The 13,963-nt window shown below is 68.1% G+C and carries 5 protein-coding genes; all 5 read right to left on the reverse strand.

Annotated elements, in window-relative coordinates:
• Nucleotides 1-21: 21 nt before the first annotated feature.
• The 5 genes from drmC to drmD are packed head-to-tail and all read right to left on the reverse strand — an operon-like array spanning nucleotide 22 to nucleotide 13,848.
• Entirely contained in the window at nucleotides 22-774 is a 753-nt protein-coding gene (gene drmC / locus AB0K18_RS20035; protein WP_364916003.1) for a DISARM system phospholipase D-like protein DrmC, read from the reverse strand.
• On the reverse strand, nucleotides 771-2,702 hold the full coding sequence (locus AB0K18_RS20040) for a DUF1998 domain-containing protein (RefSeq protein WP_364916004.1): 1,932 nt from the start codon (nucleotides 2,700-2,702) through the stop codon (nucleotides 771-773). The genes drmC and AB0K18_RS20040 overlap by 4 nt, the downstream gene beginning before the upstream one ends.
• Nucleotides 2,703-6,581, reverse strand: a complete 3,879-nt coding sequence (drmA, locus tag AB0K18_RS20045) for a DISARM system helicase DrmA (protein ID WP_364916007.1) — start codon at nucleotides 6,579-6,581, stop codon at nucleotides 2,703-2,705.
• The gene (locus AB0K18_RS20050; protein ID WP_364916009.1) at nucleotides 6,578-10,702 is read right to left on the reverse strand and encodes a type IIL restriction-modification enzyme MmeI; all 4,125 of its coding nucleotides are present in this window, start codon (nucleotides 10,700-10,702) and stop codon (nucleotides 6,578-6,580) included. The genes drmA and AB0K18_RS20050 overlap by 4 nt, the downstream gene beginning before the upstream one ends.
• On the reverse strand, nucleotides 10,699-13,848 hold the full coding sequence (gene drmD, locus AB0K18_RS20055) for a DISARM system SNF2-like helicase DrmD (RefSeq protein WP_364916012.1): 3,150 nt from the start codon (nucleotides 13,846-13,848) through the stop codon (nucleotides 10,699-10,701). The genes AB0K18_RS20050 and drmD overlap by 4 nt, the downstream gene beginning before the upstream one ends.
• Nucleotides 13,849-13,963 lie beyond the last annotated feature (115 nt).

A 13,963-nucleotide genomic window follows, 5' to 3' on the forward strand; every position in this document is an offset into this window, starting at 1 on the left:
TCCGGAACCCAATTTAGTGGTTCACCGTAATCGCTCGAGAATGCCCTTCGCGCGCAGCTCTGCGATGTGCTCGGCGGCGCGGAGCGGAGCGGTGCCACCTCGTACGAGCAGACCGGCCTCGATGTTCTTCGCGACTCCCGACTGCGTCAGGTTGGCGCTGGAGACCAGCAGAGTCCGCCGGTCGGCCACCGCGAGCTTGGCGTGCATCTTGGCTCCGGCCTTGTCACGCTTGCCCAGCGGCCAGTGCCACAGCTCTATCCCGGCGACCGAGGCGAAGGCGGCGGCCGGCTCACCACCGTTCATGGCGGAGCCCGCTCCAGCTAAGGTCTCGACGACGATGGTCACCGTCACCCCGCGATCGACCGCGTCGGCGAGTGCGGCCAGCAATGGCTCGTACGGCTTGGCGGAGTACGTCATGATGGCGAGCTCCCGCCTAGCCTCGGATACCACCTCGGTCAGCACGTTGCCGGTGGCCCGGACGGGCACGGGCAGCGTGCGCGGGCCCGTCCACACGGGCTCCACCCGTACGCGGTCGGCCTGCGCCTCCAGGCCTGCGGCGAGGCCACGGAGGTAAGCGGCCAGCTCGGCACCTGCCTGGCCGGCGTCGAGCACCTCCGCGGCCACTTCGGCGAAACCCGCGCGCGGCACGGCGGCCAGGATGGCCTCGCGGTGCCAGTTCTCTTCTATGCGGGTGGCGAGCAGGCGCAGGTCACTCGCGCTCAGGCGGCTCGCCGCCCGAGCGACCGTCCTCTCCGCCCTCGCTCTCTCTGTCATAGCAGGCCGGCGAAGAGTGCCAGATCGGGGTCTTCAGCGAGCGGAACGACGAAACGGCGGTCCAGGTAACGGTTGCCGCGCTCGCAGGTCGTCTCCGAGACGAACAGGCACACGTGGCAGGCCGCACCGTGCAGGAAGTCCGCCGGCGCCTGCGGGCTTCGCTCGGCGCACAGCGGATCTGATGAGCAGTGCCGTGCGTCATGCAGGGCCCCGGACGTGAGCTCGACCAGCCGGTCAGGCTCGGCGAGTGAGACGAGGCCGCCCAGGGTGCCCTCCGAGTCGGGAACGGCGGTGTAGATGAGGATGCCGCTGCGAGGGTCGTCGGGGGTGCCGGCGTAGATGCGCTCCGACAAGCTCGCCGAGCTGTAGCCGCATTGCAGCGCGATCGTGCGGATGAGCAGGTGGGAAAGCGTGTGGAGGGCATAGAAGCGCGGCCCTGGCCAGCCACGCGCGGCGTCGAAGCCTCCCTTGATGCGGTCGGAGTACCGGTAGCTGCGGAAACGGATGTACGCCTCTAGGTGCTCCTTCATGGCCTCGGACTCGATGACCCGTTCCTCCCAGCCGCGCAGCAGATCTTCCGGCAACCGCAGGAAGATGCCTTCGCCGCGCACCTGGCTGGCCGGCACCCAAAGCGGTTTGGACCTGCTCAGCGGCGCGCGGGTGACCAGATCGGGGTCTTCTGGGTCAGGAGCGTCCAGCCGGGTGAAGCCGATCAGCGCGCGGACCTCGCGCAGCCGTTCGACCTGCAGCACGTCCGCATAGATTTCCTTGAGCCGGCCGGGAACCTCGTCGAGCCGCCGCACGGCGAAGTCGTCGTTCGGCTCGGGAAGGTCCTCGGCGGAGAACACCTCCCACTCCGGAGAGCGCAGGTCCGGGTAGGCCGGGGGCTTCTTCTCCACCTCCCCCGCCTCGATCGCGCGGCGGCGCTCCGTGGCCTCCCATACTTCCTGATCGGACCATTTGGCGAAGTGGTCACGCATGGCGGGCAGGTTCTCCCTGGCCCACGGATACATGGACAGGACCAGCGGCTTGATGGCCTCCCAGTGCCGCTCCACCATGGTGTCGATGGCCTTCGCGCCGGTCTGAGGCACGGCCAGCGCGGCCAGCGTCTGCGGGAACCACTGGTTGGACGCACCGACCACCAGGACATGCAGCGGCCTGTCGCAGCCGTTTTCGTCGAAGTAGGACAGGTGCGGGTGCCGGCCTCGGCAGCGCGGCAGCTGTTCCTGCCCTCGACGTCCCAGGGCAGCCCGGATGTTGCGCTTCTCCTCGCAGTTGGTGCACCGGACCTCGACGTTGGCTCCGAGGTTGCCGCCACGGTCGGTCATCTGCAGCGTCGGATGGCTGACCTTGGCGCACGGCCGCCCGTGATGGACGAACTCCACGTAAGGGAAGTCGTCCAGATGGCCGCCGGTGCAGGCGAGGACGAAGCGAGCCGCCACGGCGAGCGGCTTGCGTCCCTTCCGCTTGCGGCCACAGCTGTCATGAAAGAAGCGAGCCTCATGCGGTTTGCGCGGCTTGTCATTCTCGAAGCCGAAGACCTTGGAATCGATGGGCGCGAGGATGTTGCACGCCGTGCAGCGCATCCATCCGGGGAAGGGCACTGTGGGGACGCCGACCTTGGACGCCGGCCCGGACGGTTCACGATCGATCCCGGCCAGCCAGGGAGCCGGGCGCAACTCCTTCACTGAGCGGAGGTTCAGGTACTCCCGGTCACCCTTGCGGAAAGGGAAGGACTGGATGGCCGCGAGCAGTCGCGGCTCGGCGATGGCCTGCCATCCATAGGCACCGTCGTAACGCCAGTCATCGAGTCCTGAGACCAGCACGGAGAAGTTCGGCAGGTCGACGAGGGAGCCGACACCGCTGGTGAACATCAGGTGGCTGGGGCGCACCGCTCCAGCGCGGACCCGGTATTTGTCGCCGGCCAACTATCTGCCCACCTCTCCGAGTTCGTCGCCCTCAGGAATGTCCGTCGGATCCTGTTCTGTGTCCGTCCCGGAGAACGACCAGGCCGGAGCTCCGTAGGCCGGCGCGAAGATCTGGCCGCCACCCGGAAGGATCAGGTTGATCTCGTTCTCCGTCTCCCGCATCGACTGGCCGACGGTGAGGTCACCCCATTTGCCGTCACCGGCCGTTTCAAGCAGTCCGACGAGCGGCTGCTTCTTGTAGGTTCCCTCGCGGTAGCCGAGCCGCGTGGAGCCGGTCTTCTTCAGCGTCCACAGGTCGACGATGACCTTCAGCCGTTCGAGCAGGTACTCGCGAGCCCTGCTCTCCCCGACGGCTTCCGCCCGATCGAGGAACCTGCTCGTGATGCCCTCGACGATCTCCCCGTCCAGTGGGACGTCGTGCGCGTCGAGTTCGCGCGAGTACCCCTCAGCCGCCTGGCGCACCGCGGCGACGAAGGCGGCGGTGGCGCCGCGATCGAGCGCCCGCCGCGTGAACGGCGTCACCGACAGTGCCTCGACCTGCCGATAGAAGGTGGCGTGATAGTGCTCGAAGTCCTCGAAATGGGCCAGGTCGCGAGGCCTCGACCAGTTGTACAACGTGAGGACCAGACCGGGTCTCGCCGCATCACGTCCGACTCGAGAGGAGGCCTGGATGTACTCGGCGGTGTTCTTGGGCTGCCCGATGACCATCATCAGGCCGAATCGGGAGACGTCCACGCCGACCTGCAGCATGGAGGTCGCAAGCGCGACGTCCACAGGCATGCTGTCGTCGTCGTTGCGATCCGCCCACTTCCTGGCCAGCGGATGTGGTTTGCGACGCTTGTCGCGGTCCTTCTCCTTGAGCACGTCCGACCATTCCGCCGGGATCTCCAGGCGGCGGCGCGAGGTGTCGAGGTCAGGGTCGAAGCGGTGCTCCAGCCGGCGCAACACCTCGCTGATGTCTCCCGACGAGATACGCGACGTGAGCTCCTGGACGGCGAGCATCCCGGTCCTGCTCACGATCCGGTTCGACAGGCCCTTGAGTTTGCCGTGGCGGCGTACGCGCGTGGTGACGTCGTCGTCGACATAACGACGCATGCCGGCGAGCTCCCTGGTGGCGTTGAAGTAGCCGACCAGCGACATATAGGGGTCGGCGGGAGCGCCGTACTTGTCGAAGAGAGTCTGGCCCGCGATCAGCAGGATCTCCGCGAGGCGGATCTCGGCCGACTTGAGCCGTACGCCGTGCGCGCAGAGGCCGAGGTAGCGGCGGCCGGGGTGCTCGCGGGAGAGCGGGACCTGCCGGGAGAAGAAGGTGTCGCCGATGTCGACGACCTGCGGCGGGAAGATCGCCAGGTCCTTGCCGAACACTCCGAGCACCTGGGCCTTGGCCCGCTTGGTGGTGGCCGTCGAAGCGACGATCTTCGGACCGGTCTCCTGACCGTCCGGCAGCCGCCAGGTGCACAGCTCCGCGATCGCGGTCTCGAACAGGCCCACCGTGGTTCCGAGCGCGCCGGAGATCAGGTGCAGCTCGTCCTGGATGATCAGGTCCGGGGGGCGCAACCGGGTCACGGGCTCACTCTGCGGGACTGCCGGAAGGTCGTTCTTCTTGAAGTGCCGGTCGCCGCAGTCGGTCTTCAGGTCCAGGTCGTCGTGGCGGTAGCCGTGCCGCGGGCACCTCCGGGAGACCCGGCCGAACAACAGCCCGGCGTAGCCTTTCCAGGGCAGCTGCGCGAGCTTGTCGACGGTCGCGATGACCAGGCTGGGCGCGTAACGGTAGATCTCCTCGTCGATCGTGAGGATCGGCAGGCCCTCACGGTGCGTGGCCAGGGCCGCCTTCAGCTCCTCACCCTCGCGGCCGGCGAACAGCTCGCGCAGCATCGCGTCCTCGCCCCGCTTGGAGAACGGGCAGGGGTCGTCGCCCTCGCCCCGGCGGCAGTAGAGCAGGACGCGGCGGCGGTCGCCATCGGGGTGCAGATCCTTGTGACCGGCCAGTTCCTCGCCGCACCACGGGCAGATCAGGGTCTGCAGGACGTTGGTACGTTTGCCGTCACCCGCCTGCCTGGCCTCATCGATCTGATCGATGGCCTCGTCGAACCAGTTGGGCGACACCCCCGCACCCACCCACAGGCCGATGCGGAACGGCTCAGCTCCCCACGTCACCGGTTCCTCCCTGCGCAGCACCTCGGCCGCACAGATGAGCGCCGCGGCGCGCTGGAACTGCTGGGCGGTCAGCAGCCGGAGGGTGTACCGCATAAGCACGGCCACGCCCGCCGACCCGTCCCGGGGGGCCGCGCCCGTCCCGATCTTTCCCTGCAGCCTCCTGATGGCCAGCGTGAACGCGGTCAGCCCCAGGTACGCCTCGGTCTTGCCGCCGCCGGTGGGGAAGAACAGCAGGTCCACCAGCCCCGTACGATCCGCGGCACGCTCCTTGTGTCCTGGATCGGCCAGGGCCGGCAGGTTGAGCAGGACGAAGGCGAGCTGGAACGGGCGCCAGGATGCCTCGCCAGGGCCCCGGCTCTCGACCTCGGACAGCGCTTGCTCGTACCCCCAGCCGTTTTCCTGCCGGAGCTTGGCGGCGGTGCTGTGGCGACGCTGGTCGGCCATGGCGGCGTTGGCGAAGCGGAAGGCACGGAGCGCATCCTCATGGCCGGGCCGGCTGGGGTCGGTCAGCAGCTCGACGCCCTGCTGGACGCGCTGAGTGATCAGCTTGGCCTCGAATATCGCCTTCTCGGCGGTCTGGCGCAGAGCTTCGGGCACGTCGTCGCGGCGCTCCTGCTCGTCGAGCCAGGTCAGGTAGCCCTGCGCCAGCGGGGACAGACCTCGCTTCAACTCGTCGGGGCCCGCGATCGCCAGCTTGTCCATGGAGAGCTCGACGCCGGTCAGCCCGTCGCTCGCGGCGATCGTGGCGGGCACGTCGTAGTGCGGGATCCAGGTGGTGACCAGCTCGTGCGCGACCCGCTCGTCGTCACGCACCTTCGCGTGCACGGCCACGTTGCGTCCCGAGGCGTAGCGGCGCTGGTTGCGATAGAGCAGGCGCAGGTGCTTCTCCTCGAAGTCCTCGCTGCCCCACTGGTTGTCACCGTCCAGGGGATCGTCTATCGGCAGGAAGATCGCCGCGTGCCCGTCGAGCGCCCGTACCCGCAGCTCCGACTGGAACAGCCAGGCCGTGTCGGGGTTGCTCGCCGGCTCCGGCTGCGCGTTGACCAGCGTGATCTCCACGACCCTGCGGTCGTTGGGCTGCGGCCGTACGGCCACCGCCAGGTAGACGCCCTGCTCGCCACCGGTCAGCGGCACGTGGTGGGTGGGCTCGCCGTCGAGGCGGATCTCCTTGTCCACGCTGATCGGCTGGCGTGCCCAGGTGCTGACCTTCTTGTCCTCTTCGAGCTCGGCCTCCGTCTTGGCGTACCGGCCCCATGAGGCCGTGACCGAGACGGCGTCCACGCCGGCCGGGACCGCGAAGGACATACCCATGGAGGAGGCCCAGATGCGGCCCAGGTTCTGCGGCGTCAGCTTCTCGCCGAGCTCGGAGTCGCGGGCGTCGCCGCTCACCCCGGTCTCGGTGTCGGGCACCTCGCCCGCCTCTTCCCGTACGGACTTCGGCGTGTGCTTCGGGCCGAGCATGCCGAGCAGGTACCGCTCGCGCGGGCCCGCCGCCTTGTGCGAGAACGCCTCCAGGTCGCCGCCCCAAGGGCCCAGCAGGTCGAGCCGGACCAGTTGCTCGAACTCCTCGCGCACCTGGAAGGAGTCGGCCTCCGCGAACTCCTGCGGGCTGTCGAGCGGCGAGCTTGGGCTCTTCTCCGGTACGGCCTGCGCGGGGGCGAGGTCGAGTGTCTGCTGCCTGTTCCCCAAGCCGGGGAAGAGGTCACCCTGGTCGTCAATCAAAACAGGCGTCCTTCGGGTTCGGCCTTCTTGTTCACGGCTTTCTTGCGGGGGGCCTTCTTGCCCGACTTGTCGTGCAGGCCTGCCTTGACCTCCGCGGCGTAGCGGGCGTGATTGAGCTCCAGCAGCCGGTCCACAAGCTCCCGCTGTACGGCCGGGCCTACGGTGAAGCGGGTCTCGCGGGCCACCGGGTGATGACCGTGGTCGAGCTTGTCGGGCAGGTCGGTCCATCCGTAGGCACGGCAGACGGCCTCGTCGATGGCGACGTGGATGCGGCGGAGCTCGGCGATGTCGTCGTCGGTGTTAGCCGCGTTGTTGACCATGTGGTAGGTGGTCGTGAGGCCGGCCTGGCGGGAGAGCATGAGGTCGCGGCGGTAGGTGTCGAGGCGGGCTCCGAGGTCGCGCATCTCCTGGGTGAGCTCGGGGAAGGGCAGGGTCTCGAACACGTCGGAGGGCGAGTAGTTGATGTCCGCCTTCATCGTGGACGAGCGTGCCCGGGTCCACCAGTAGTGCGGGGCGCTCGACAGCATGGCGAGCATGGCCGTGTCGTCGGTTGCGAAGACGCCGAGCTTATGCGCGAAGACCTGCCCGGTGGGCACCATCACCGGCATCACGACCTTGCTCACCAGCGTGATCACGATGACCCGATCCAGGCCTTTGATAGCTTGCAACATTGCGGGGCGCTTTTCGGCGTATTGCCACCAATAGTCGCTATATACCTTGCGATTATTGTTGTCTCGCTCGGGCTTGACCAAGCGAAGAACCTGGCCGAAAGGCTCCGGATATGCCTCGGCTTCCCCTTGTGACCAGTCATGGAAGTTGACGACCCACCGGCTGCCGGAGTTGTCAGGCCGGGAATTGAGATCCTGCCCGTTCAGATAAGGGAAAAGCACGTCCGCACTGCGTGAATCCCGCCCGATCATCGCCTTCGCCGCCTCTGGCTCCATCGTGAACCCGAGGCCTAGTATGGTGGAGCCCTGAAATGACTTGCCGCTGTTTTCCAGCAGGCGCTTCGGATTGCCCACGACCCGAGACACGGGATCGAGCGAGGGCGTGATGTCCCGGACTCCAATGCCGTCGGCGATGCGCTCTGCCTTCTCCCCCAGGGCTCTCCGGCTGGTCCACACCGCACAGTACTCAAGCACCGCACTCGAAGCCGGCCACGGCTGGCTCTTAACCGACCGGCGAATGACGACCCCGCTGTCCACGAGCTGGTCGAGGCCGACCTCACGACTGTCCCCTTGCGCGAGGGTATTGGTGGCGATCAGCCCAGTCTGCCCGCCCTCATTCAGCACATCATGTGCTCTGATCGCAAAATAAGCGACCAGGTCAGCACTTCCTCGCGCCCCTCGCCCGATGGCCCCAACAAGGTGCTCTCGATAGGCAAGTCCCATCGTTCCCGTAAGCTTCTGTCCGCCCAGGAAAGGCGGATTGCCGATAACGGCGTCAAACCCGGCCCCATTCGGTCGCTCTTGGTCGAATACCTCGGGAAAGACCAGCGGCCAATGGATCGGATGCCGATCGAAAGACCCTCGGATCCGACTGGTCTCCAGCCACTCTCGCCGCTGAACCTGCACCTTCAGCATGCTTTCCGGGTCATTCCGCACACTGGCGCTCGCCAGCGCCGACGTCTTCAGCGACGCCGCGTCGAACCCCCGAGCCCGATCCCGGTCGAGCGGCCCCGGCACCGGATGGTCCGCCTTGAGCCGTCCCTGTTCGACCGCGTGCGCCAGCGAAGCCCCCACCAGCAGGTCGGCGAACGACCGCGCCTGCGCAGTGTCCACCTCGATCTGCCCGAGGATACTCCGCTTCCTGGCCAACGCCCCGAGCGGATCGCCCTCATAGACCTCGATGCCGGTCAGCACCCGCCGCCGCTCAGCCACGTCCCCCAGCAGCGAACGCACGTCCTTGGTGAAGTCGACGGCCACGTCCTTGTAGAGCTTGCGCCCCCGCCGCGGATCGAGATGCATGTACTCCAACTGGTCCACCGAGGTGATTCCGAGCAGCGAGTCTCCGGCGACGAGCCGGTCGTCGAGGAAGGTGAACGGTCGCCGCGGGTCCATGGAGACCAGCCACAGCGACAGCTTGGCCATCTCCACGGCCATCGGGTTGATGTCCACGCCGTACAAGCAGTGCTCGATGACCTGCCGACGGGCCTCGACCACCACGGGATCCTCATCGGCGTCGAGTGCGCGGTCCGTCGGGCCGGAGACGTAGGCGGCGGCTCGCTCATCGCCCTCGCGGGACCACGCCTCCACCAGGCGGTCTCCGAGGTAGCGGGCGGCGGCGACCAGGAAGGCGGCCGAGCCCATGGCGATGTCGGCGACCTTGAGGTCGAGGATCTGCGCGGCACTCTTCGGCACCCACTGGCTGCGGTCGGCGGTTTGGAGCGGTCCGACCCGGTAGACCAGCGGCTCCAGGGCACCTTCGGCGACCTGCTGGGCCAGGTCACGTGGCGTGTAGTGGGTGCCGGTGTTCTTGCGGAGCGAGGACTCGGTAACGTACAGGGCGCCGGGCAGGATGACCGTGGGCTGGCCGCGCAGGTCGGCACGGATGACCCCGTAGAACGGTAGCAACCGCTCGGCCAGCTCGGCGTCTCCCTTGGTGACGGCGAGCAGCTTGCTCCGGGCTTCCTCGGTCTCGACCGGGCCCATCGGCGCGAGCGCCTTCTCCACGGCCAACACGCTGCCGATGCCCGAGTCCTTGTACTTCTCGGCCAGCTCACGCGGGGAGAGCCGTTCGAGGTCGCGGAGACGTACCTCCTCCTCCAGACCTTCGGTGCCGACGAGGCCGACAACGACGTCGGTGGCGCGCAGTCCCTCGAACGAGAGCAGACCCTCGTAGACGTAACCGATCTGCTCCACGTCGAGGGTGCGGAAGCTGAGCTTGCGCCGTTCGCCCTTCTTCGCCTTGTCGCGATTCTCGAAGTCGGGCACGTTCATGCTGCGGTTGGTGCGTTGCTTGCCGGCGCTGATCCAGACGTACTGCACGGCTCGGAGCATGTGCAGGACGGTGCGGTCGTCGACCGACAGCGGCAGCCATGCGTACTGGTCGGGGTCGAACAGCGAGCCGTCGTGCGCGTGCATGGTCAGCTTCGGGTGGTCGACGCCCCGGTAGACGGCGTTGCACAGGGCGAGCAGCCGGTGCCAAGCGGCGTAGGTGTGCTCCAGCTCGGTCTCCGAGCCGGCGTTGGCCCGCTGCTCCAGCTCCTCGCACAACCGGCCGGCCGAGTACGCCTTCAGGTAGAGGTCGTTGTCGGCGGGAAGCAGGCCGCGTTCCTCGGCGAAGAGCAGGAAGACGACCCGCATCATGACGGTGACCGCGCCCCGGTAGACATCATGGGGAGTGACGTCCTTGCCGAGGCCAGGGCCGCCACGATCGCGGTCGGCGGCATCGGCCCGGCCGATGGCGGCGACGAGAAGCTCGACCGCCTGGCGGACCTGGGAGCCGAGCCGTTCGGTGATGACCTCCTGGTTGTCCTTGCTGGCCACGAGCAGCGCGGGCAGCGTCTCGTCGTCGGTGACCCCGAGGAAGCGCTCGCGGCTCAGCAGCGAGACGAAGGCGCGGACGACGACCAGCTCGGCTGCCTCGTTCCAGGCCATGGCGTCGAAGACCGCGGTGGTGGTGACGCTCTGCCGTGGCGCCCACACCAGCGCCCAGCGCCGCCCGTCGGTGGCCAGGCCGAGCGGCACGTCGTGCACCCGGCACAGATGCGCGACCCGGTCGGCGGGAGTGGCCGCCCATTCCGAGCCGGGGATCCGCTTGACCGGGTCACCGTCGCAGATCAGCCCGAGCAGCCGCCCGTTCATGGTGAAGTCAGGAACGAGGGTGGTGTCGTGCTCGGGCACCGCGACCTCGTACTTGCCCAGGTCCTCGGTCCGCAAGGCGTCGCCCCAGCCGAGCAGGTCGCGCAGGACATAGGTGATCCACGCGTCCCGGTCGCCGGAGCTCTGCCAGGCGCTGTGCCGGGAGCGCAGCCGTTCGCGGTCCTGCTTGGTGAGCGCGTCCAGCGAAGGCCAGGTCTTCCGCAGGACCGGCAGGCTGAGGAAGGGGCCGGAGACATCGACCAGGCCGAGCCAGTCGAGATGCTCCCTGTTGGGGTCACGGGGCTTGCTGAACTTCATCGGGTGGCTGCCTCACGCTCGGGAACGACAAAGATCAACGCGACGGGGAAGGTGTGGGGGCGAGGGTCAGCGTAGCGGGCCGCGATCGCTTCCAGCTCGCGGTCACGCTCGACGGCGAGCTGTTCGAGACGTTCCTGCCACGACTGCCGGTCCCGGCGGTACTGGGCCAGCTCGCGGGCGTCCTTGGTGATCTCGCTCATGCTGATCAGCGCGCCGTCCTCGTCCTCGGCGAGCTTGCCGCGCAGCGTCGCCTCGAACTCGCGCAGGTTGGAGACGATCGTGTTCTGCTCGGACTCCTGGCGCCGGGCGAGGACGCCGGCGAGCGACTTCTCCCGGTCGGCCGAACGGGAGTAGACGGCGTCGAGCAGGCCCTCGCGAGCCCGCGGCCACGCTTCGGCCAGCCGCGAGCGCAGGTGCGCCGGGGCGGGGACGCCTTCGGCGAGCGCGTGGTCGAGGATCTCGCGGGTCTGGGTCAGGGAGGCGGCGCGGGCGAACCACGGATGGCGATCCCGCAGCCATCCGCCGCTGTAGAGGATCTCTTCGTGCAGCAGGATGCCGTCACCGCCGGCCACGACGAAACGTGAGTAGGCGCCGACGAAGATGCCTTCGAGTGCGGGGTGGTCGCTGACGACCGCGGTCACGCGGTTGAGGTCGATCTCCGGGTTGGAGACCGCGGCTCGCAGCAGGCCGGTCGACATGGCCACCAGCGGATGGTTGAGGTGCGCGAGCACGACGTCGTCACGGACCCGGCCGTCGGCGTCACGGGTGCCGGCGGGATCGAAGGTGATGGGCCTGCGCCGGGGCACGACGCCCTTCGCGAGGTCCTCGTCGGAGAGCTTCTCCAGCAGGCCGGCGCTGCCTCGTTCCCAGGATCCGGTGAGGATGGGCACCTCCCAGAAGCCGTCCGCGAGCCGCCGTTCGTCCGTGTGCCGCCGGAGCGGCTGCTGCCGGGTGAGCTGGAGAGCGGTGTCGACGACTCGCTTGACGTTGGCCGGCGTGATGCGCAGCTCGTCGATCGTACGGTCGAGATTGGCGCGCAGCTTGCGCACCTGCTCGGGCAGGTCGTGCTCAACGGGGACCTCGTCCGGGGGCGCCTCCTCATCGACGTGGTCGATGGAGACGTTCTCGCCGAGCAAGCGGCGCTGCAACCGCTCGGAGATGACCGCGTTCACGGGGCCGAGATCCTGGGTCTGCTGGGCGACCTTGCGCGCCACACGGGACAGGAACTCCAGGTCGGCCTCGTACGTGTCGGTCGTGCCGCCCTTGACGACGCCGACGAAGTGGCGGATCTCCGGGGTCCGGCTCTGGCCGTACCGGTCGATGCGGCCGATGCGCTGCTCGAGCTTGTTGGGGTTGAACGGGATGTCGTAGTTCACCAGGCGGTGACAGTAGTTCTGCAGGTCGATACCCTCGCCCGCGGCGTCGGTCGCGAGCAGGATGCGTACCGGATGCTCTTCCGGCGCCTTCTGGAAGGCGCGCCGGATCTGCTCGCGCTCCCCTGCCGGCTTCTGCCCGTGCATCGTCTGCACGGCGTCGCCGCTCAGACCTTCCTGCGCCAGCAACAGCTGCAGCCAGTCCAGGGTGTCCTTGTACTCGGTGAAGACCACCACCCGCTCTGACGACCAGGTGCCACCGTCCGGCATGCAGACCGCCTTGAGATAGGTGATCAGCTCCGCCGCCTTCGCGTCCGGCAAGTTCGCGTACTGGCCCGCCCATGCCCGCATGCGGCGCAGGAGATCGGCCTCCTCAGCGGTGGCCCCGCCCTGGAGCGGGTACGCGCGGGAGACCGCGTCGTCCTCGGCCTCGGCGAGTTCCTCGTCGCCGAGGTCGGCGACGTCCTCATCGAAGTCCTCCATCCACTCCGGGATGTCGTCGCTGTCGGCCAGTGTCTCCACCCGGCTCTGGACGGACTCCAGATAGACGTCGATGGTACGCGCGAACGCCTCAGGGCTGGAGAACAGCCGCTTCTTCAGAAGCAGCGTGACCAGGTCCGCCGCCCTCCGCCCGCGCCGCTGTCGCAACCGTGCCCTCCGGAGCTTGGCCAACTCCTTGAGCAGCTCGTGAGCCTCGCGCTCGTCCTCCGGGTAGAGGACGGGGATCTCCTTGGCGACCCGCTTCGGGAACTTCTCCTTGCCGTTCTCGCGGATCTGGCTCTTCAGCCGCCGGACGACGGTCTCGTCCAAGGCGCTGCGCTTCGGCTTGACGCCACGAGCGAACCTCTGGTCGTCGAGGATCTCCAGCAGCGCGGTGAAGGACGCCTCGTAGCCGTTGTGAGGGGTCGCCGAGAGGAAGAGGCGGTGCGTGAAGTGCGGCGCCAGCCGGCGGATCAGTTTGGTCTGCTGCGAGTCGACGGCATATGCCTGCTTGGGGGCAGCGGGCGCCACATGGTGGGCCTCGTCGAGGATCAGCAGATCGAAGGTACGCGGATAGGACGGCCCGTCTGCCGGCAGCAGCTCGGCCAGCAGCCGCTGCGCCTTCTGGCCGCGCAGCCAGGGCAGGCTGACGATGCTGAGCGGGTAGATCTCGAAGGGGTTGGCGGCGCTGCCGTACGAGCGGCGTACCTTGGCGCACCGATCGGTATCGATGATCGTGAAGTCGAGGCCGAACTTCTCGGCCATCTCCTCCTGCCACTTGATGGTCAGACCGGCCGGACAGACGATCATGATACGCCGCCCGCGATGACGCAGCAGCAGCTCCTCGGCGACGAGCCCGGCCTCGATGGTCTTGCCCAGGCCGACGTCGTCGGCGAGCAGCAGGTTGACCCTGGGGGCGTCGACGGCGCGGGCGACCGGCTCTAGCTGATAGTCCTCGATGGCGACCCCGGAGCGGAATGGCGCTTGCAGCGTCTTGACGTCAGCACTCGTCACGGCCGACCAGCGGATGGCGTCGAGGAATGCGGCCAGTCGCCCGGGTGAATCGAATCCTGCGGCCGTCACTTCGGGAAGTGCCCCGCTGGGCAGCACTCTGCCTCCGGGCTCGACCTCCCAGACGACGGTGAGTGTGTCGCCGTAACGCCCGTCCTCGACGCTCTGCAGCGTCACCAGCGTGCTGCCCGGCCCGGGTTCCACCTCACCGACTACCCAACGCTGGCCTCGAACCGACACAAGCCGGCCTATCTCCGGCCGCTCTACGGCAGTGCTCGTCACCGTCAGCTCCTCGCCCCAGGGGGCTATCAGTCTGGCAGAACAGGGGTCGATACGTGTGCGGCATCCTACGGCCAACATCCGCTTACTGTCTAGAACGGCAATAAAGTTGTGCGCT

The sequence above is a fragment of the Nonomuraea sp. NPDC049421 genome, from assembly GCF_040677005.1.
Taxonomy (GTDB): domain Bacteria; phylum Actinomycetota; class Actinomycetes; order Streptosporangiales; family Streptosporangiaceae; genus Nonomuraea; species Nonomuraea salmonea.